General features: G+C 71.9%; 13 protein-coding genes, 1 tRNA gene, 1 other RNA gene and 1 pseudogene. 9 read left to right on the top strand and 7 right to left on the bottom strand.

Translation table 11 applies throughout. The features are described from left to right. The first annotated feature begins 45 nt into the window (after positions 1-45). Positions 46-1719, top strand: a complete 1674-nt coding sequence (locus tag ATL41_RS06795; protein WP_245854670.1) for a glycoside hydrolase family 13 protein — start codon at positions 46-48, stop codon at positions 1717-1719. Between the two features lie 15 nt (positions 1720-1734). Here the strand turns inward: ATL41_RS06795 and ATL41_RS06790 are convergent, their stop codons facing one another. Together ATL41_RS06790 and ATL41_RS06785 are read right to left on the bottom strand one after the other, a co-directional pair. Further along, positions 1735-3030, bottom strand: coding sequence for a hypothetical protein (locus tag ATL41_RS06790; RefSeq protein WP_098457800.1), 1296 nt, complete (start codon positions 3028-3030; stop codon positions 1735-1737). A gap of 182 nt (positions 3031-3212) precedes the next feature. Beyond that, positions 3213-4541, bottom strand: a complete 1329-nt coding sequence (locus ATL41_RS06785) for a right-handed parallel beta-helix repeat-containing protein (RefSeq protein ID WP_098457799.1) — start codon at positions 4539-4541, stop codon at positions 3213-3215. Positions 4542-4798: 257 nt separating this feature from the next. Between ATL41_RS06785 and ATL41_RS06780 the strand changes: the two genes are divergently transcribed. The 3 genes from ATL41_RS06780 (at position 4799) to ATL41_RS06770 (ending at position 8435) form a co-directional block, all read left to right on the top strand. Continuing rightward, positions 4799-5572, top strand: a complete 774-nt coding sequence (locus ATL41_RS06780; RefSeq protein ID WP_098457798.1) for a tetratricopeptide repeat protein — start codon at positions 4799-4801, stop codon at positions 5570-5572. A 53-nt stretch (positions 5573-5625) separates the two neighbouring features. Continuing rightward, positions 5626-7011, top strand: coding sequence for a D-alanyl-D-alanine carboxypeptidase/D-alanyl-D-alanine endopeptidase (dacB, locus tag ATL41_RS06775; RefSeq protein WP_169924506.1), 1386 nt, complete (start codon positions 5626-5628; stop codon positions 7009-7011). 83 nt (positions 7012-7094) lie between these two features. Then, entirely contained in the window at positions 7095-8435 is a 1341-nt protein-coding gene (locus ATL41_RS06770; protein WP_098457796.1) for a uracil-xanthine permease family protein, read from the top strand. 64 nt (positions 8436-8499) lie between these two features. Here the strand turns inward: ATL41_RS06770 and ATL41_RS06765 are convergent, their stop codons facing one another. From ATL41_RS06765 to ATL41_RS06745, 5 genes and pseudogenes are all read right to left on the bottom strand, one after another. After that, positions 8500-9108, bottom strand: coding sequence for a GNAT family N-acetyltransferase (locus ATL41_RS06765; RefSeq protein ID WP_098457795.1), 609 nt, complete (start codon positions 9106-9108; stop codon positions 8500-8502). Further along, entirely contained in the window at positions 9108-9776 is a 669-nt protein-coding gene (locus ATL41_RS06760) for a LytR C-terminal domain-containing protein (protein WP_098457794.1), read from the bottom strand. The genes ATL41_RS06765 and ATL41_RS06760 overlap by 1 nt, the downstream gene beginning before the upstream one ends. A 111-nt stretch (positions 9777-9887) precedes the next feature. Next, positions 9888-10178, bottom strand: a pseudogene (locus ATL41_RS06755) (type II toxin-antitoxin system VapB family antitoxin); the annotation flags it as partial. A 267-nt stretch (positions 10179-10445) separates the two neighbouring features. Beyond that, positions 10446-11057 carry a copper resistance CopC family protein gene (locus ATL41_RS06750; RefSeq protein WP_169924505.1) on the bottom strand — a complete coding sequence of 204 codons (612 nt, stop codon included), beginning with the start codon at positions 11055-11057 and terminating at the stop codon, positions 10446-10448. 153 nt (positions 11058-11210) lie between these two features. Further along, positions 11211-11295 (bottom strand) — tRNA-Ser (locus tag ATL41_RS06745). A 123-nt stretch (positions 11296-11418) separates the two neighbouring features. On the opposite strand from ATL41_RS06745, the gene ffs reads away from it, so the two are divergent. From ffs to ATL41_RS06720, 5 genes are all read left to right on the top strand, one after another. Then, an RNA gene (gene ffs / locus ATL41_RS06740) (signal recognition particle sRNA small type) lies at positions 11419-11515 on the top strand. Between the two features lie 432 nt (positions 11516-11947). Then, complete coding sequence (locus ATL41_RS06735; protein WP_098457792.1) at positions 11948-12847, top strand: MetQ/NlpA family ABC transporter substrate-binding protein; 900 nt, start codon at positions 11948-11950, stop codon at positions 12845-12847. A gap of 152 nt (positions 12848-12999) precedes the next feature. Continuing rightward, on the top strand, positions 13000-14190 hold the full coding sequence (locus ATL41_RS06730) for a methionine ABC transporter ATP-binding protein (RefSeq protein ID WP_098457791.1): 1191 nt from the start codon (positions 13000-13002) through the stop codon (positions 14188-14190). Next, complete coding sequence (locus tag ATL41_RS06725; protein ID WP_098457790.1) at positions 14187-14900, top strand: methionine ABC transporter permease; 714 nt, start codon at positions 14187-14189, stop codon at positions 14898-14900. Before ATL41_RS06730 ends, ATL41_RS06725 begins: the two co-directional genes overlap by 4 nt. 44 nt (positions 14901-14944) lie before the next feature. Continuing rightward, complete coding sequence (locus ATL41_RS06720; protein ID WP_098457789.1) at positions 14945-17953, top strand: DNA polymerase III subunit gamma and tau; 3009 nt, start codon at positions 14945-14947, stop codon at positions 17951-17953. Positions 17954-17986 lie beyond the last annotated feature (33 nt).

Here is a 17986-nt window from a genome sequence, read left to right as displayed (position 1 = left end):
GCTCGGTGGCACGTGCCCGGGGCCGGTTTCGCCTAGGGTGGCTCGGTGAGCTCTGCACCTGCCTCGTCGTCCTCCGCCCGCTCCACCTCCGAGGAGGCGTCGCCCTGGTGGCGTGACGCCGTCTTCTACCAGGTGTACCCGCGGTCGTACGCGGACAGCGACGGTGACGGCATGGGCGACCTGCGCGGCATCACCGAGCGGCTCGACCACGTCGCCGCGCTCGGCGTCGACGCGCTGTGGCTCTCGCCGTTCTACCCGTCGCCCCAGGTCGACGCCGGCTACGACGTCGCGGACTACTGCGACGTCGACCCGATGTTCGGCACGCTCGACGACTTCGACGCGCTCCTCGCGGCCGCGCACGAGCGCGGCCTGCGCGTGACGATCGATCTCGTCCCGAACCACTGCTCCGACCAGCACCCGTGGTTCCGCGCCGCCGTCGCCGCCGGACGCGGCAGCGCGGAGCGCGCCCGGTTCCACTTCGTCGACGGCCGCGGTGAGAACGGCGAGCTGCCGCCCAACAACTGGCAGTCGGTCTTCGGCGGGCCGTCGTGGACGCGCGTGACCGAGCCGGACGGAACGCCGGGGCAGTGGTACTACCACCTGTTCGCTGCCGAGCAGCCGGACTTCGACTGGGGCAACCCTGAGGTCCTCGCGGAGTTCGAGCGCATCCTGCGCTTCTGGCTCGACCGCGGTGTCGACGGCTTCCGGATCGACGTCTCGGACGCGCTCATCAAGGACACGTCGTGGCCCGACACGGAGGACGGCTCCCCGGTCATCCCCAAGGGCGAGTCGAGCGGCGTGCACGAGGTCTACCGTGCGTTCCGCCGCGTCATGGACGAGTACCCCGGCGAGCGCATGGCGGTCATCGAGACGGGCGCGCCCGACGACGTCGTCGCTGCGTTCCTGCGGCCCGACGAGATGCACCTCGCGTTCAACTTCCGCTTCGTCAAGGCGGGCTGGGACGGGCCGTCGCTGCGCGCGGCCGTCGACGAGTCGATCGTGGCGAACGCCGCCGTCGGCGCCCCGACGACGTGGGTCACGGACAACCACGACACGACGCGCTCGGTCACGCGGTACGGCGCGGACGTGAAGCTCGTCGGGGACTACGTGCCCGACGTCGCGCAGGCACGCTCCCTCGACGCCGAGGCGTTCGTGCGCGGCACCCGCCGCGCGCGGGCGATGGCCGTGCTGCTGCTGTCGCTGCCCGGCGCCGCGTACGTGTACGCCGGCCAGGAGCTCGGCCTGCCCGAGGTCGAGGACCTGCCGCTCGAGGTGCTCCAGGACCCGGCCGTCGCCCGGTCCGGTGGCCGCGTCCGCGGCCGTGACGGCTGCCGTGTGCCGCTGCCGTGGTCGGGCGTGCGCCCGCCCTTCGGCTTCGCACCCGACGACGTCGCGACCTGGCTCCCGCAGCCCGAGGCGTGGGCAGACCTCACGGTCGAGCGGCAGGAGAGCGACCGGTCCTCGATGCTCGCGCTCTGCCGCGCGGTGCTCGCCGCGCGCCGCGCCGAGCCCGCGATGCGCGGCGGGACCGTCGTGTGGGAGCAGGAGGGGCCGGACGTGCTCGTGCTGCGCCGTCAGGCCGACGGCGGGAGCACCCTCACGGTCGTCGTGAACCTCTCGGAGGAGCCGGTCGCGCTGCCCGCAGGCGAGGTCCTCGTCGCGAGCAGCACGACAGACGGCGGCCTCCTCCCGGGGGAGTCGGCCGCCGTCGTGCGGTGATGCGCTGCGGGCTCGTCAGGAGCCGCGGCTGATGCGGAACGCGTGGTTGTCGGTGAACGAGTTGCGCGCCTGCGTGAGGTTCGTGCCCGACGGCATGATGATGCCGCAGTACTGGTGACGCGTCCCGGTGCCGAACGAGTTGCCGGTGACGGCGACCTTCTGCAGCGGGCCGAACTTGCTCCGAGTGATGTTCACGGAGCACGAGCCGTTGTTGATCCAGTTGCCCTCGAAGCGGGCGTTGGAGACCTTGCCGCGCCCCTGGGTGATCATGACCGCGGCGCTGCTCGATCCCTCGAGGCGGCTGCCGGTCACGCGCAGGTTGGTGCCCTGCTGGATCTGGATGTTGTCGTCGTGCGACGGGCCGCCCCCGTGGTTGGGGTCGTTCGCGTAGTACAGGTTGCCGTGCAGCCACGAGTCCTCGATGAGGACGTCCGGGCCGATGATCGTCACCTGGTCGATCACGCGGTGGATGTTGGTGCGCAGCAGGGTGAAGCGCGCACCGACGACGCCCATGACGTACGGCGACGGGTTGGCCGCGGCGATCTCACTGTCGACGATCGTCGCGCGGCGGGCGTTGTCGGCGACCTGGACGAGGTGGGTGATCGACTTGGCGCGAGCGCCGCCGCGCACGATCGAGTTCTTGATCGTGACGTCGTTCGCGCGGATCTTCACGACGCCGCGGATGTCGTAGCCGTCGATGACGGTGCCGTTCTTCGTGATGACGAGGTCGCGGTTGTGGACCTTGAGCTTCTTCTTCTTGCTCGCGGGGACGCCGGTGTTGCTCGCGTTCGGCTTGCCCGTGCGCTTCTTGAAGCCGACGGTGCTGAGCTTGACGCGCACCTTGGTGCTGGCCTTGAGGCGGATCTTGCCGCTGGCCGACGTCGTGACGCGGACCTTGTCGGTGGTCGTGCCCTTGCCGTACTTCACGACCGTGCGCTCGACCTTGGCCTTGCCAGGCGTCCAGAGCTGGAGCGTGCCCGGCTTCTTGGCGCCGCGGACGGTCACCTTGACGACGAGCGACGTCGTCTTCGCGGGGACCTGGGCGTGGCGCTTGATCTTCTTGGTGGTCGCCTTGCCGGCCTTGAGGGGCGTGCCCTTGGCGCTGCCGAGCGTGCGCTTGGCCTTGACGGCCTTGTAGGTGCTCACCTTCTTCTTGGCGACGCGCTGGCTCATGCTCTCGGGGGTCGAGCTGGCTGCGGTCGCGGCGGGGGCGATCACGGCGAGGCCGGACAGGGCGACCACGGCGGCGACGGTCGAAGCGATCAGGGTGCGGACGGCACGGGGGGCGGGTGTGCGTTCGGGGGTGTGCACAGAGGCTCCTCGGTGGGGAATATGCCCGTTTTGGGATACCTCCAGGGTGACCCGGGGGGTCGCTGCGCGGGAACCGTCCTGGCCTGGGGCGCGCGTCACACGTGCAGGGCCGCTGGTCAGCGGAGCCGCATCGGGCGAAAAGTGACGCATACCACCCAGATCGGCAGGGTGGAGCGGGTGCTTTAGCCCTTCGAGACGCGGAAAGCAGCCCCGTCGACGAACGCGTTGCCGGCCTGCGTGACCGTGGTCGTCGGCGGGACGAGCAGTGCGCAGTACGGGTGCCGGGTGGAGGTGCCGAAGACGTTGTTGCGGAACGTGAGCCCGCGCAGCGGGCCCTGCTTCGACTCCGCGATGTTCACGGAGCACGAACCGCCGTCGATCCAGCTGTTCTCCACGATCATGTCGGAGACCTTGCCGCGGCCCTGCGTGATCATGATCGCGGCGCTGCTGGATCCCTCGAGCCGGCTGCCCGTCACGCGCAGGTTGGAGCCGACCTGGACCTGGATGTTGTCGTCGTGCGACGGCCCGCCACCGTGGTTCGGGTCGTTCGCGTAGAACAGGTTGTCGTGGAGCCAGGAGCTCTTGATCGTCACGTCGTCACCGAGGACCGTGACCTGGTCGATCACCGTGTGGATGTTGACCCGCTCGAGCGTGAAGCCCGAGCCCAGCACGCCCATCACGTACGGGGACGGGTGCTCCGCGAAGATCTCGGTGTCGACGATCTTCGTGCCGGTGACACCGTCAGCCTGCACGAGGTGGAGGATCGAGGAGACCGGGCGGCCGCGCACGATCGTGTTCTTGATCGTGACGTCGTCCGCGCGGACCTTGATCGCCCCGCGGACGTCGAGGCCGTCGATGACCGCTCCGCGCTCCGTGACGGTGAGGTCGCCGTCGTGGACCTTGAGCTTCTTGCCTGCGGGCACGCCGGTGCTGGTGTCGTCGGGACGGGTGACGGTCGGGGGCTTGGGTGCCGTCGTCGTCGGGGGTGCCGTCTTCGGGGTGGGCGACTGGGGCGGTTGCGTCGTGCGTACCGGGGTCGGGGTCACCGACGGGTCAGGGCTCGTGGTGGGTGCAGGCGCGGACGTCGGCGGCGCCGTCGGGCTCGTCGTGGGCGTGCCGGTCGGCGGTGGCGTCGTCCCCTGGGGGGTGGGGGTGATGGTCGGCCCGGTTGGGGGGCTCCACTGGCGCAGCGGGCGCCACGGACGCCCGAGGCGTGCGAACAGGGGCGCTGCCGACGGGGACGCCTGCTCGGGAGTCGTGAGCAGCGGGGTGGAGACCGCGGCGTCCACAGGGAGCCGTGCCTCGGAACGACCTGTGAGCGACAGGCGGCTGCCGTCGTCGACCCCCGGCCGCGGGTCGGGCGGGAACAGCTCGGCGACGTCGCTCTGCTCGGCGGCCGGTGCGAAGAGTGCGGTGACCCCGACGCTCGACGCCGCGATCCCCGCGACCAGGACGGTCGCGGTGACGAGTCGCTGGCGGCGACGGTTGCGGGTGCGGTGGGGGGTCGGCACGAGTGGCTCCTAGGCGCATCGGTGTTGCGGCGAGGGGGCGGACCGGACGTCGGGTGCGACGGCCGTGCAGCGATTCCACACAGACTGTCGGAAATGGGCGAATTTGGCGACTGTGGCGACCATCTGGTGAGAACCCCCAGGTGAGCGGGACGTCCCGGGCGAGCGCAAACACCCCGCGGGCGATCCTCGGGGCGACGTCGTAGCCGCACGGGGTGGTTGCTGTTGCTGCCACCTCACGGCGTTGTCATGCTCCAGAAATGGGCAGCGAGAACGACGGTCTGGACGCGGCGGAAGACATCCGCGTCGCGCTCGGTCGCGTCTCCTCGGAGCACCCCGAGGAGTTCTTCAACATCGCGAACGACCTGCGCGCGCTCGGGTGCGACGCGGCAGCGGTCCCGTTCTACGAGAAGGCCATCGCGGCGGGGGTCGTCGAGGCCGTCTACAACCTTGCGCTCCTGCACCACGAGTGCGGCGACGTCGACCGCGCGCGGCAGGGCTTCGTCACCGCCTCGGAGCACGGTGACGCCAAGGGCGCGTTCATGGCGGCACAGATCTTCGAGGCGTGCGGCGAGCACCAGGCGGCGGCGCTCCACTACGCGCGGGCGCTCGAGCTCCCGGAGACGCCGGTCAGGCTCGCGCGCGTGCTGCGGCTCCTGGGCATGTCGGCAGACGCGGACCGCATCATCGACGAGTCGGTCGCGACGAGCTGGGAGTCGGCGGTCGAGTACGCCCTGCGAGAGACGACACCGACGTACGAGGGCCTCGAGATCCTCGACCGGCACTGGACAGCGGGCGAGCACCAGGTCGCGGTCACGATGGCGCTCCTCCTCGGGGAGGCCGAGCGAACCGACGACGCAGAGGCGCTCCTGCTCGTCGCCGCCGAGCAGGGCGACGTCCACGCCCTGACGAACCTCGGGTCGCTCTGGTGCGACAACGGCGACCTCGAGGCCGCCCGCCGCGCATGGCACCGCGCAGCAGAGCGCGGCGACGAGGTTGCGGCGAACCTCCTGGAGCGGCACGGCTACACCTGACCGGCCGTCGGCGCGGCCTCGGCCCCGCCCCGGGGCGCAGGTATCGTCGACGTGTGAACGAGCCCCTGGTCGCCCGCCCCGCCCGTCGCCGGGCCGCACTGGCGCTCGCCGCCGCGCTCGTCCTCGGCGGTGCCCCAGGCACCGGGACCGCTGACGCCGCGATCTGGCCCGTCGTCGAGCCCGCGCCCACCCCCACCGACGACAACACCGGCAACGGGCTCGCGCCCGCGCCGCCACGCCCCTCCGAGAGCGAGGTGCGCGCGACCGTCAAGGCCGACGTCGCGAAGCTCGTCGACAAGGGCGGTCTCGGCGCCGCAGCCTCCGTGCGCATCACCGACGTCGCGAGCGGCCGCACCATCTACTCGTCCAAGCCAGGCACCCCGCGCATCGCCGCCTCGACGACCAAGCTGTTCACCGGCGCAGCCGCCCTGAGCTCGCTGGGCACCGAGAAGACCTTCCCGACCACCGTGGAGCGGTCCGGGCGCTCGCGGACCGTCACCTTCGTCTCGGGTGGGGACCCGCGCATGACGAACGCGAAGCTCAAGCAGCTCGCCCGTCAGACCGCGGCCGCGCTCAAGGCCAAGCAGCCCGCCCGCACCAAGCTCAAGGGCAAGCTCCGCAAGGTCGTCTACGTGCGGATCGACGACTCGATCTTCGCGGGGCCCACCAAGCTCAGCACGTGGCGTCAGGGTGGCTACGGGCTCGGCACGATCCAGCCCGTGCGCGGCACCGCGCGCACGACCGTCCGCAAGACCGACTCGGCGGCGTCGGCCGCGAGGTACTTCGCGAAACGGCTCGACAAGAGCCTCGGGTCAGGCTGGGTCGTGCGCTACAAGGGCGTCAAGGCCGCGCCCCCGAAGGGCCGCGTCGTCGCGCGCGTCGAGTCCGAGACCGTCCACGCCCTGGTCAAGCGCATGCTCCTCGGCTCCGACAACCAGGTCGCCGAGGTCCTCTCGCGTCACGTCGCCCGGTCGGAGGGCTACCGACCGACCTTCGCCGGCGGGGTCAAGGGGACGACCAAGGTGATGCGCCGGCTCGGCGTCGACCTCGGCCGCACCGTCCTGGCTGACGGCTCCGGCCTCTCGACGGGCAACAGGATCACGCCGGCCGCCGTCGTCAGCCTCCTGCGCGTCGCCGCGCAGCCCGAGCGCGCGGAGCTGCGTGCGATCCTCTACGAGGACTGGTCGCTCCCCGTCGCCGGACGCACCGGAACCCTCATGTCCCGGTTCACGGGCAAGGCGAGCTGCGCGCGCGGCGCGGTCGTCGCCAAGACCGGGACCCTCGACTGGGAAACCGCCCTGTCGGGCTACACGGTCGGCGAGGACGGGCGGCTCAAGGCGTTCTCCGTGATCGCGAACAAGCTCACGACCGCGAAGGCGCGGGAAAAGGCACGCGCGACGGCGGACCGCATCGCCGCGACGGTCCACGGCTGCGCCTGAACCACCCGGGACGGCGACCCGGCCCGGGGGTAGCATTCCTCCGGCGCGGCCGGGCGCCATCCGCTCTCGAGACGGGAAGACGCATGCCTCTGTGGACACTGCACGGTGACGGGACGACAGTGAGGTCCGGTGAGGCGGTGGCGCCGCTCGAGCGCCTCACCTGGCCGCGCACGATCGGGCTGGGGATGCAGCACGTCGTCGCCATGTCGGGTGCGACGCTCATCGTGCCGCTCATCACGGGCCTCCCCGCGACGACGACGCTGTTCTTCTCCGCGATCGGCACGTTCCTCTTCCTGCTGATCAACCGCAACACGCTGCCGAGCTACCTCGGCTCGAGCTTTGCGTTCCTCGCCCCGTTCGCGGCTGCTGCGACGGTGTCCGACGCCCTCGGCGGCGTCGTCTTCACGGGTGCCGCGCTCATCGTGGTCGGCGTCATCGGTCACGTGGCCGGCGTCCGCTGGATCAACGCGCTCATGCCGCCCGTCGTCAACGGTGCCATCGTCGCGCTCATCGGCCTCAACCTCGCGACCGCGGCGTGGGGCCAGTGCCAGCAGTCGGTGGTCGACGGCGAGATCGTCCAGTCCTGCACGTCCGGGTTCAGGGCCGCACCGGTGACGGGCCTCGTCGTCGTGCTCGCGATCGCCCTGACCGCGGTGCTGTTCCACGGCATCCTCGGCCGCCTGTCGATCCTCGTGGGCGTCGCGGTCGGGTATGTCGTCGCGTGGTTCCGCGACGAGATCAGCTTCGCTGGCGTCTCCGACGCCCCGGTCTTCGGCCTGCCGCACTTCACGGCCCCGACGTTCGACCCGGGGCTGCTCGTCATGTTCGTGCCGGTCGTGCTCGTCCTGGTCGCCGAGAACATCGGCCACGTGAAGTCGGTCGCCGCGATGACGGGGCAGAACCTCGATGACAAGGTCGGCAAGGCGCTCGTCGCGGACGGTGTCGCGACGGTGCTCGCCGGTGCGGGCGGCGGCTCGGGCACGACGACGTACGCCGAGAACATCGGCGTCATGGCGGCCACGCGCGTCTACTCGACGGCGGTGTACTGGGTCGCGGGTGCGACGGCGCTGCTCCTCGCGTTCTCCCCGAAGGTCGGCGCGGTCATCCAGGCGATGCCCGCGGGCGTCCTCGGCGGTGCGGGCACCGTGCTCTACGGCATGATCGGCCTGCTCGGTGCGCGCATCTGGGTGCAGAACAAGGTCGACTTCTCCGATCCGGTGAACCTCACGCCGACGGCGGTCGCGCTCATCATGGGCATCGCGGACTACACGTTCACGATCGGTAGCGTGACGATCGGCGGCATCGCGTCGGGCGCGATCGCCGCGATCGTCCTCTACCACCTCATGCGGGCGGTCTCCCGCCTGCGCGGTACGACGGCGGAGCCGGCGAGCCCGACGTCCGTCCCGGACGCGGTCCTCGACTGACCTCCGCTCGGACCTCAGGCCTGCGCTGACGGGACGCCGTCGCCCTCCGGGGCGGCGGCGTCCGTCATCTCAGGGCCAGGCCGAGCACGAGGCCCTTCGCCTCGGGGACGACCTCGAAGCCGAGGTGGCGGTAGAAGCCGAGCGCGCGCTCGTTGGCGGGGTCCACGCCGAGGTGGACGCCGTGCGCGCCGGCCGCACGGAGCGCGTCGAGGAGCGCTGTGATGAGCCGGCGGCCGTTGCCGCCTCCCTGGGCGACGGGCAGCAGGTCGATGTGCAGGTGCGCGGGGAACCGCTCGAGCAGCTGCGGGTCCTTCGGCACGCGGTCGGCGAGCCGGTCGACGAGGTGTCGCTCGAGGTCGGAGCGCGGGGGGCTCGTGCGGCCGGTGCTGCGGGCGCGGACGCTCGGCCACCACTGCGCCGTGCACCACTGCTCGAAGGCCGCGGTGTCGGCGGTGCCGATCGCATAGCCGACGGGGACGTCGGCCTCGTCGGCGAGAACGAGGCAGAGGTCGGGCTCACGCTCGAGGTAGGGCGTGAGGTATGCGTCGGTGAGGAGCGTCGGATCGCTGAGGAGGTCGGTCGCGTCGCCGCCGGCAGCGCCGGTGAGGAGGCAGATCTCCGCGAGCCTCGAGCGCTCGTGCGCGTCGGAGCGGGCGCGGCGGACCGTGACCATCAGCCCTCCGAGGACTCCTCGGTCGCCTTGTCCTTGTTCTTCTCGTCGAAGCGAGCAGGAGCGGGCTGCGGCGTCACGTCGTCGAGCTCGACGCAGTCCGGGACGCTCTCGAGGGGGATCTCGGGGTCGAGGTTCACCTGGTCGCTCGGGACGAATCCCGCGAACTTCTCCGTGACCGTCAGGTCGACGCTCGCGCCGGGGCGGGCATCGAGCACGAGGCGTGCCTCGGGGATGTAGGCGAGCAGCGTGTAGGCGCGCGTGATGCCCTTGACGCCGAAGGAGATGACGGGCGTCGACGGGCGGCGACTGTCGTTGCCGGTGCCCTCGACCGTGAAGCCCTCGTCGTCGAGCAGGTCGCTCACGACCGCGGCGAGGCCGGCTCGGTCCGAGCCGTTGAGGACGGTGACCTTGATCTTCTTGCGCCCGACCGGCGCGGTGCCGGCGGGGACGCACGGCTGCGGTGCGGCGAACGTCGTCGCCGGCTCGGTCTCCTTGGCGACGAACTCCCCGTTGCCGGGGAAGGAGAACGCACCCGTGTAGACGGCGAGGCCCACGACACCCGTCGCGGCCAGCAGCGCGATGAGCAGACCGAAGACGACTGCCTGGCGCTCGTGCTGCTTGCGGCGGCGCAGGGCGCGCGCCTGCTGCGGGGTGAGGGGTGTGTTCACAGGTGCAATCTAGTCGAGGTCGTCAGTCGCAGGTGCGGCCGGGGTGCGGGTCACGGGCAGCTCGGACGTCGCGTCGGCGGGTGTGACGGCGACGGGCTCGGCGTCGTCCGGGATCGTCAGGACGCGCGCGTGCAGGATGGGCCGCTGCTGGAGCGCGGCGCGGACCGCCCGGTGCAGCCCGTCCTCGAGGTACATCACGCCGCGGTACATGACCACGTGCGCGAAGAGGTCGCCGTAGAACGTCGAGTCGTCCGACAGGAGCGAGTCGAGGTTGAGGGTCCGCTTCGTCGTGACGAGCTCGTCGAGGCGCACCTGTCGCGGTGCCACGCTCGCCCAGTCCTTAGGCGTCACGAGGCCGTGCTCGGGGTAGGGGCGGCCATCGCCCACGGCGCGGAAGATCACGGCTGCGAGTCTAGGACCGGGGTCGCTGCGGCGGCTCGAGGGATACGCGTCCTGCGCACGACCTTCACCAGCGGCGACCGCTCGTCTCACATAGACCTCGCGGACGCTGGTGCGGCGGATCGACGCGGGGGCCATCTGTCGCCTCCGTCCCTGATCTGCGCCTCGTGCGGGTGTGTCGCTCACCATATCTGCTGGTGGTTCCAGCAGGTACATCGTTCCGAGCGAGTCGGACGTGAGCGGTTCGCGGGGACGTCTCAGGGTGATCTGTCAGTCGTCCTTCGTGTCGCGCAGCCGGCGTACGAGGAGGGGGATCAGGGCGAGCACCGTGGCCGCACCGACGACGAGCACGATCGTCCGTGCGGGTCCGTCGGGGAGGCCTGCGACGTCGTCCCTCGTCGGGGTCGGGGCGGGCGTCGCCTGGGTGGGGGCCTCGGGGGTCGGCGTGGCGCTGGGTTCCGCGGACGGCGTGGGGGAGGGAGTCTCCGGCGGGGCCCCGGCGGCGTCGGACGCCGTGAAGGTGAAGGTGCCGTCGACGGGGTGGCCGTCGGCCGACGTGACGCGCCAGGCGACCGAGTACTCGCCGGCCGGGCGCTCCTTGGCGAGGGCCTGGGTCACGACGGTGTCGTCGACGACGGGGGTGCCCTCGGTGACGTCGCTGCCGTCGGGTGCGGTGACCTTGATCGCGGCGCCGACGTCGAGGACGACGTCGGTGAAGGTGAGGACGACCTCGTCGGGTGCTGTCGTCACGGTGGCGCCGTCGGCCGGCGTCGGCAGCGGGGGCGGGTTGTGCGCTCCTGCGGCGGGGGCGAGGGCGATCCCTGCGGCGACGAGGAGAGCGGGGACGGAGGCGCGACTCAGCGCGGTGACGAACGGACGCATGGCCTCATCATGGCACCGGACCTGCAGGGTGGCCGCCGGCCCGCGGCGCGCGGGCGGCCGTGCCGCTTCGGCTGCTTCCGCGGCTCCGGCGTCCGTCTGCGACATGACGAAGACCCCGGACCGTCGTTCGTGGTCCGGGGTCTTCGCGTACTGCGGAGGATGGGGGATTCGAACCCCCGAGGGCGTTAACCCAACCGCCTTTCCAAGACGGCGCCATAGGCCACTAGGCGAATCCTCCTGGTGACAGCACGTCCGAGGATACCCGACGTGCGCCCGGATGCCGAAACCGGGGTGTTCGCGGCCTCGGTGAACGTCGTCGCGCGCGAGTTGGAGGGCGGTCCGGCGCTGGGCTAGTCTCGGTACAGACCCCTCGTACGGCGTCATCTCGCTGAACTCCCCCAGGGCCGGAAGGCAGCAAGGGTAGGTGAGCTCTGGCGGGTGTGCGGGGGGTCCTTTTGTGCCCCCCCGGACGCCCGGATTGTCGCTCTCGCCCCGACTCCGCGCCATATTTCGGACGTGGCGTCCAAGATTCGAGATAATCTGGATCCCGCTGGTCAGGAGAGCGTCCGTCCGCTCATAGTGGTGAACATGACCCGCACCGCAGGCCTCGACCTCATCGCCACCGCGACCTCCCGTCGCGTCGCGATGTGTTGTCGAATGCCGCAGCGGGCCGCGCAGGCCTGAGCCTCCGGACAGTCCAGAAGGACCCGACCGCACAGCGGTCGCCGGCGGAGAGCCCACCCTGCCAGGCCGTGGCGATGCCACGCGCCCAGCTCCCGCAGCCCCAGCGCCCCTCGGCGGTACACCCGCCTCCCTCGTCGACCCCCTCGCAGCTCGCCAGCCGCTGCGCCGGCAAGGGAACGTCACCACCACACGAAGCGAGAAATCCCATGATCCGCAAGACCACCGCCGTCATCGCCGCCACCGCGCTCCTCGCGACGCTCGCCGCCTGCGGCAGCGACTCCGACGACACGAAGACCACCCCCACCGCCGGCGAGACCACCGCCCGCACCGAGCCCGTCCGCATCGGCGTCGTCGGCTCGCAGGACGACCAGTGGCCCGTCTTCGAGAAGAAGGCCGAGGAGGCCGGCATCGACGTCGAGATCATCAACTTCACGGCGTACACCGAGCCCAACCCCGCACTCTCGCAGGGCCAGCTGGACCTCAACCAGTTCCAGCACCTGCAGTACCTCGCGGACTACAACGTCGCGTCGGACGACAACCTGACCCCGATCGGCTCGACCGCGATCTACCCGCTCGCCCTCTACTCGAGCGAGTACGACTCGGTCGACGCGATCCCGGCCGGCTCCGAGATCGCCGTCCCGAACGACCCGACGAACCTCAACCGCGCGCTGTTCGTGCTGCAGAGCGCCGGCCTCGTCCAGCTCAAGGACGGCGGCTCGCTCGCCTCGACCGAGCTCGACGTCCTCCCGGAGTCGAAGGTCAAGGTCACGCCGGTCGACGCCGCGCAGGCCGCGATCTCGCTCCAGTCGGTCGCCGGCGCGGTCATCAACAACGACTTCATCGCCGACGCGGGCCTCAAGCCCGAGGACGCCATCGCCCAGGACGACCCGACCTCGGTCGGCGCCCGCCCGTACATCAACATCTGGGTCGCCCGCGACGAGGACAAGAACGACCCGACGCTCCTCAAGCTCGTCGAGATCGCGCACGACGCCGAGGTCGAGGAGGCCCTCAAGGCCGCCTCGGGCGGCTCGGCCGTGATCGTCAAGGAGGACGGCGCGACCCTCGCCGGATACCTCGCCGACATCCAGGCTCAGATCAAGGGCTGACGCCCGAGCGTCGCCGGGCACGACCGGCGACGCGCACGACGACGACGGGGCTGCGTACGCGCAGCCCCGTCGTCGGCGTCAAGACCCCTGGGCGCGGCAGACGCTGCTGCGCGAGAATGAGCGACACGACCGACGGATTGAGAGCAGCGCCGATGAGCCAGCCGCAAGCCATGGTGGAGTTCCGGGACGCCACGAAGGTGTTCCGCACCAAGTCCGGCGAGGTGCGCGCCGTCGACGGCGTCGACCTGCGCATCGAGGCAGGAGAGGTCTACGGCGTCATCGGCTACTCGGGCGCCGGCAAGTCCACCCTCGTCCGCCTCATCAACGCGCTCGAGCCCGTCACGAGCGGCACCGTCCTCGTCGACGGCCAGGACATCCACGCGCTCAAGGAAGCGGAGCTGCGCAAGGCCCGCAGCGGCATCGGCATGATCTTCCAGCAGTTCAACCTGCTGTCGTCGCGCACCGTCTCCGGGAACATCGCGTACCCGCTCGAGGTCGCCGGCTGGCCCAAGCCCCGCCGCGCGGCGCGCGTCGCCGAGCTCCTCGAGTTCGTGGGGCTCAGCGACAAGGCGCGGCAGTACCCGTCGCAGCTGTCCGGCGGCCAGAAGCAGCGCGTCGGCATCGCCCGCGCGCTCGCCACGAACCCCAAGATCCTCCTCGCGGACGAGTCGACGAGCGCGCTCGACCCCGAGACGACGCAGGACGTGCTCAACCTGCTCAAGCGCGTCAACGTCGAGCTCGGCGTGACCGTCGTCGTCATCACGCACGAGATGGACGTCGTCAAGTACGTGTGCGACCGCGTCGCGGTCATGGAGGGCGGCAAGGTCGTCGAGCACGGCGACGTCTACGACGTCTTCGCGCGCCCTGCCCACCCCGCGACGCGCCGCTTCGTCGGGACCGCGCTGCGCGACCGCCCGAGCCCGGCCGCGCTCGAGCGCCTGCGCCGTCGCCACCCGGGACGGATCGTGACGATCGGCATCCGTGAGGACGGGGCGTCGTCGAACGACCTCACGCGCGCGCTGCGCGAGCACCCCGTCGACGGCACGATCGTCTACGGCGGCATCACCGAGATCTCCGAGCGGCCGTACGGCTCTCTCACCCTCGAGGTCGTGGGCGACGACGCTGCGATCGACGCGTTCGTCGCCGACCTGTCGCGCTCGACGACGGTCCTCGACCTCGGTACCGCCGCATCCCCGAACGAGGACCCGGACGCCGTCGGGCCGCGCGCCTCGACGATCACGCCGTCCGGTCCGCCCGGGCGCGACGACCTCGCCACGCACCTCGACGCCGCGCCCTCCCACGATCCCCAAGCCCAGCTCCGGCGGAAGGGGCCCCAGTCATGACCGCGTCGCTCGCGCTCGCGCTCCCGGCCGTCCTCCCGGGCGCCGCGCGCCCGACGGACTGGGACCAGATGCTCCCTGTCCTGATCGACTCGACCGTGCAGACGCTCTACATGGTCGGCATCACGCTCGTCGTCGGCGGCTTCTTCGGCCTGATCATGGGCCTGACCCTCTACGGGACCCGCGCCGGGAACCTGTTCGAGAACCGTGCCGTGTTCACGGTGCTCAACATGCTCGTGAACCTCGTCCGGCCCATCCCGTTCATCATCTTCATCACGGCGATCGGGCCGCTGACGATGCAGGTCGTCGGCAAGACGATCGGCACCGAGGCGGTCATCTTCCCGATGACGATCATGGCGTCGTTCGCGTTCTCGCGGCTCGTCGAGCAGAACCTCGTGTCGATCGACCCCGGTGTCGTCGAGGCGGCGCGCTCGATGGGTGCCTCGCGCATGCGCGTCGTGCGGACCGTGCTCATCCCCGAGGCGCTCAGCCCGCTCATCCTGGGCTACACGTTCCTGTTCGTCGGTGTGATCGACATGTCCGCGATGGCCGGCCTCATCGGCGGTGGCGGTATCGGTGACTTCGCGATCCGGTACGGCTACCAGCGCTTCAACTGGGAGATCACGCTCGTCTCGGTGGCCGTGATCGTCGTGATCGTGCAGGTCGTCCAGGCGGTCGGGAACGGGCTCGCGCGGAAGATGCTGCGCCGCTGACGGACGCCCATGAGCCTGTCAGCGGGACCGTCTAGGGTTGCTCCGTGAGCACAGCCCTGTACCGCCGATACCGCCCGGACTCCTTCGCCGACGTCATCGGGCAGGAGCACGTCACCGGGCCTCTGATGCAGGCGCTGCGCTCGAACCGCGTCAACCACGCGTACCTCTTCTCGGGCCCTCGCGGTTGCGGCAAGACGACGTCGGCGCGCATCCTCGCGCGCATCCTCAACTGCCACGAGAACACCGCGAAGACGCCGCGCGACACCCCGTGCGGCACGTGCCCCTCGTGCGTCGACCTGGCGACGGGCGGCCCGGGCAGCCTCGACGTCGTCGAGATCGACGCCGCGAGCCATGGTGGCGTTGACGATGCCCGCGAGCTGCGCGAGCGCGCTACCTTCTCGCCGTCGCGCGACCGCTTCAAGATCTTCATCCTCGACGAGGCGCACATGGTCACGCCGCAGGGCTTCAACGCCCTGCTGAAGATCGTCGAGGAGCCGCCGGAGTACCTGAAGTTCATCTTCGCGACGACGGAACCGGACAAGGTCATCGGTACGATCCGCTCGCGCACGCACCACTACCCGTTCCGCCTGATCCCGCCGGACGTGCTCGCGCCCTACGTCGAGGCGCTGTGCCAGCAGGAGGGCGTCCAGGTCGGTGCGGGCGTCATGCCGCTCGTCGTGCGCGCCGGTGGCGGCTCCGCGCGAGACACGCTCTCGGTCATGGACCAGCTCATCGCCGGTTCTGACGGCGGCACGGTCGACTACGAGCTCGCGGTCGCGCTGCTCGGCTACACGCACGCGACGCTGCTCGACGACGTGGTCGACGGTCTCGCGGCGCGCGACGGCGCGAGCATCTTCCGCGTGATCGACCGCGTCATCGACTCGGGCCACGAGCCGCGGCGCTTCGTCGAGGACCTGCTCGAGCGCCTGCGCGACCTCATCGTGATCTCCGTGAGCGGCGAGAGCGCGGAGTCGGTGCTGCGCGGGCTGCCCACGGACCAGATGGAGCGCATGCGCCTCCAGGCGACGAACCTGGGCATCTCCGAGCTGTCCCGCGCCGCCGACCTGACGAACGCGGCGCTCACGGAGATGAGCGGTGCCACGTCACCGCGCCTGCACCTCGAGCTGCTGTGCGCGCGCCTCCTGCTGCCAGCGGCCGACGACGCGATGGTCGGTGTGGCCGCGCGTCTCGACCGTCTCGAGCGCGGCCTCGGCGCTTCGCCCGTTGCGCGCCCGGCGGACGGCGCGGAGGCCGCTGTGGCGCCCTCGGTCGCGCCGACGGCTCTCGACTCGGCGTCGACGTCGGCGCCTGCCGCCCCGGCGGCGACGGGTCGTGGTGCTGCGGCAGCTCGTCAGGCCCTCGCGGCCGCGACCGGCCGCGCGCCGGCGGCGACCGGCCGGCCTGCTGACGCACCCGCCGGCGCAGCGCCTGCCGCTGGCGTCCCGGACTTCCCGGCGCCCGCTGCCCAGCCCGAAGCGCCCGCGTCGAGTGTCGTCCCGAGCGGGCCCACGGTCTCCGCCTCGGCACCTGCGGCGCCCGTCGCGAGCACGCCTTCGCCCGAGGCTGCCGCGCGCCCGGCGCCCGTCGACGACGACCTCCCGCCGTGGGACATCGAGCCTCCGCACGACGGCGACAACCCCCAGCAGGGTGCGCGGCCGCAGGCTGCGTCCGCTCCCGAGGCACCGGAGCCGGAGGCATCGGTGACGGCGACCCCCGCCGTCGCGCCTGCACCTGAGCCCGCACCCGAGGCTCCGGAGCCGACGGCCCCGGTGACGCCGGCCGCTGACTTCGCGCCCGAACCCGAGCCTGCGCTGGCCTCGTCCCCGGCGGCGGCCGCGGCGTCAGCCGTCGCTCCCGCCGACGAGCCCGCCACGGCGCCCGCTCCCGCCCCGGACGCCGCTGCGGCGCAGGACTCCGAGATGCTCCGCCGCCGCTGGCCGGAGGTGCTCGAGACGCTGTCGAACCTCAAGCGCGCCACGTGGGTCCTCGTGAAGGACAACGCCCAGGTCGCCGAGCTCACCTCGACGACCTTGCGCCTCACGTTCGGCTCCGCCGGCCTCGCGACGACCTTCCGCAACGGCCCGCACGCCCAGCTCGTGCAGCAGGCCGTCCATGAGACCCTCGGCTTCGAGGTCAAGGTCGAGGGTGGCATCGACGAGGGGCGGCCGACCGCGCGCGAGTCCGCAGGCGCCCCGGCTGAGGAGCCCGACCCGGGCCACGGACCCACAGACCCGTTCGTGCCGGAGCCCCGGCCGCGGCCGGCGGCGCCGTCGGCCGCGACGGTCGTCGACTCGAACGTCACGGTCGTCGCGCCCGTCGAGGAGCCCGCGCCTGCTCCCGCCTCCGCGCCGGCTCCCGAGGACGCGCCTGCTCGCGACCGCGCGCTGGCGCCTGCGCCGATCGCGGCTCCGGAGCCCGCCCCGGCGGCGTCTCGCCTGGTCGCGTCCGCCCCGACGGCGCCTGCCCCGGCGACGTCCGCCCCGACGGCGCCTGCGCCGGCGACGTCCGCCCCGGCGGCGTCCGGCCCGGTTGCTCCTGCTCCCGCCCCTGCACCTGCCCCCGCGCCGGAGCCGGCAGGCCCCGTGACCGACTGGGAGGTCGTCCCCGTCGGGCGGTACGAGCCGGACCCGGCTCCTGCGTCCGCCGTCGTGCACGCGCCGAAGGCCGCACCGCAGCCCGCAGGCGAGCCCGCCGCGCCACCCGCGGCGGCGCAGAGCCCCGCGACCATGCCCCGGTCGGCGACGGGCCCGTCGCCCGACACCGCACCCGTCCCGACCGGCGACCTGCCCGGCCAGCACCTCACCGGCGCGCAGGCCGCCAAGGCCGCGCTCGCCGCACGGCAGGCAGGCGCGCACGGGAACACGCGACCGGCCTCGCCCGCCGCGCCCGTCGACGACATCCCGGTCGCGGAGGTCCCCGCGGACTACGACGATGAGCCCCCGTACGCGGAGGACTCCGTCGACTTCTCCGAGACCACCCTCATGGGTGTCCCGCTCGTGGCGCAGCTTCTCGGCGCCAAGGTCATCACCGAGATCGTCGAGGGCCAGGCGTGACGCCCGGCTCCTCCGCGAGGAACTAGGCTCGAG

Source organism: Flavimobilis soli (genome assembly GCF_002564025.1).
Classification (GTDB): Bacteria; Actinomycetota; Actinomycetes; order Actinomycetales; family Cellulomonadaceae; genus Flavimobilis; species Flavimobilis soli.
The sequence above is the reverse complement of the archived record's forward strand: the minus strand, read 5'-3'. Positions and strand labels throughout refer to the sequence as shown.

What these genes read in the sequence shown, in the direction of transcription:
- ATL41_RS06780 (WP_098457798.1), top strand. Translation starts at nt 4,799, where the DNA reads ATGGGCAGCGAGAACGACGGTCTGGACGCGGCGGAAGACATCCGCGTC.
- ATL41_RS06770 (WP_098457796.1), top strand. Translation starts at nt 7,095, where the DNA reads ATGCCTCTGTGGACACTGCACGGTGACGGGACGACAGTGAGGTCCGGT.
- ATL41_RS06765 (WP_098457795.1), bottom strand. Translation starts at nt 9,108, where the DNA reads ATGGTCACGGTCCGCCGCGCCCGCTCCGACGCGCACGAGCGCTCGAGG.
- ATL41_RS06750 (WP_169924505.1), bottom strand. Translation starts at nt 11,057, where the DNA reads ATGCGTCCGTTCGTCACCGCGCTGAGTCGCGCCTCCGTCCCCGCTCTC.
- ATL41_RS06735 (WP_098457792.1), top strand. Translation starts at nt 11,948, where the DNA reads ATGATCCGCAAGACCACCGCCGTCATCGCCGCCACCGCGCTCCTCGCG.
- ATL41_RS06730 (WP_098457791.1), top strand. Translation starts at nt 13,000, where the DNA reads ATGAGCCAGCCGCAAGCCATGGTGGAGTTCCGGGACGCCACGAAGGTG.
- ATL41_RS06725 (WP_098457790.1), top strand. Translation starts at nt 14,187, where the DNA reads ATGACCGCGTCGCTCGCGCTCGCGCTCCCGGCCGTCCTCCCGGGCGCC.